Genomic DNA, 213 nt, shown 5'->3' on the forward strand with positions numbered 1-213 from the left:
AAGCTCCCTAAAGGGTCGTTGGAGACTACAACGTTGATAGGTTGGGTGTGGAAGTGCTGCGAGGCATTGAGCTAACCAATACTAATTACCCGTGAGGCTTAACCATACAACACCCAAGTAGTTTTGCTGATAAAGTGGACTATGAAGTGTGTATGTAGTTTGACACAGTGTAGGAATACACAAATCACGCATGACAATTGTGTGAATAAGAGA

The 213-nt window shown here is 42.7% G+C and carries 1 rRNA gene; it reads left to right on the top strand.

Annotation, left to right across the window (positions count from 1 at the left end):
- Positions 1-106 (top strand): 23S ribosomal RNA (locus H4J38_RS17030); the annotation flags it as partial.
- Between the last annotated feature and the right edge of the window lie 107 nt (positions 107-213).

The organism is Colwellia sp. BRX10-3 (assembly GCF_014077505.1).
Lineage (GTDB): Bacteria > Pseudomonadota > Gammaproteobacteria > Enterobacterales > Alteromonadaceae > Cognaticolwellia.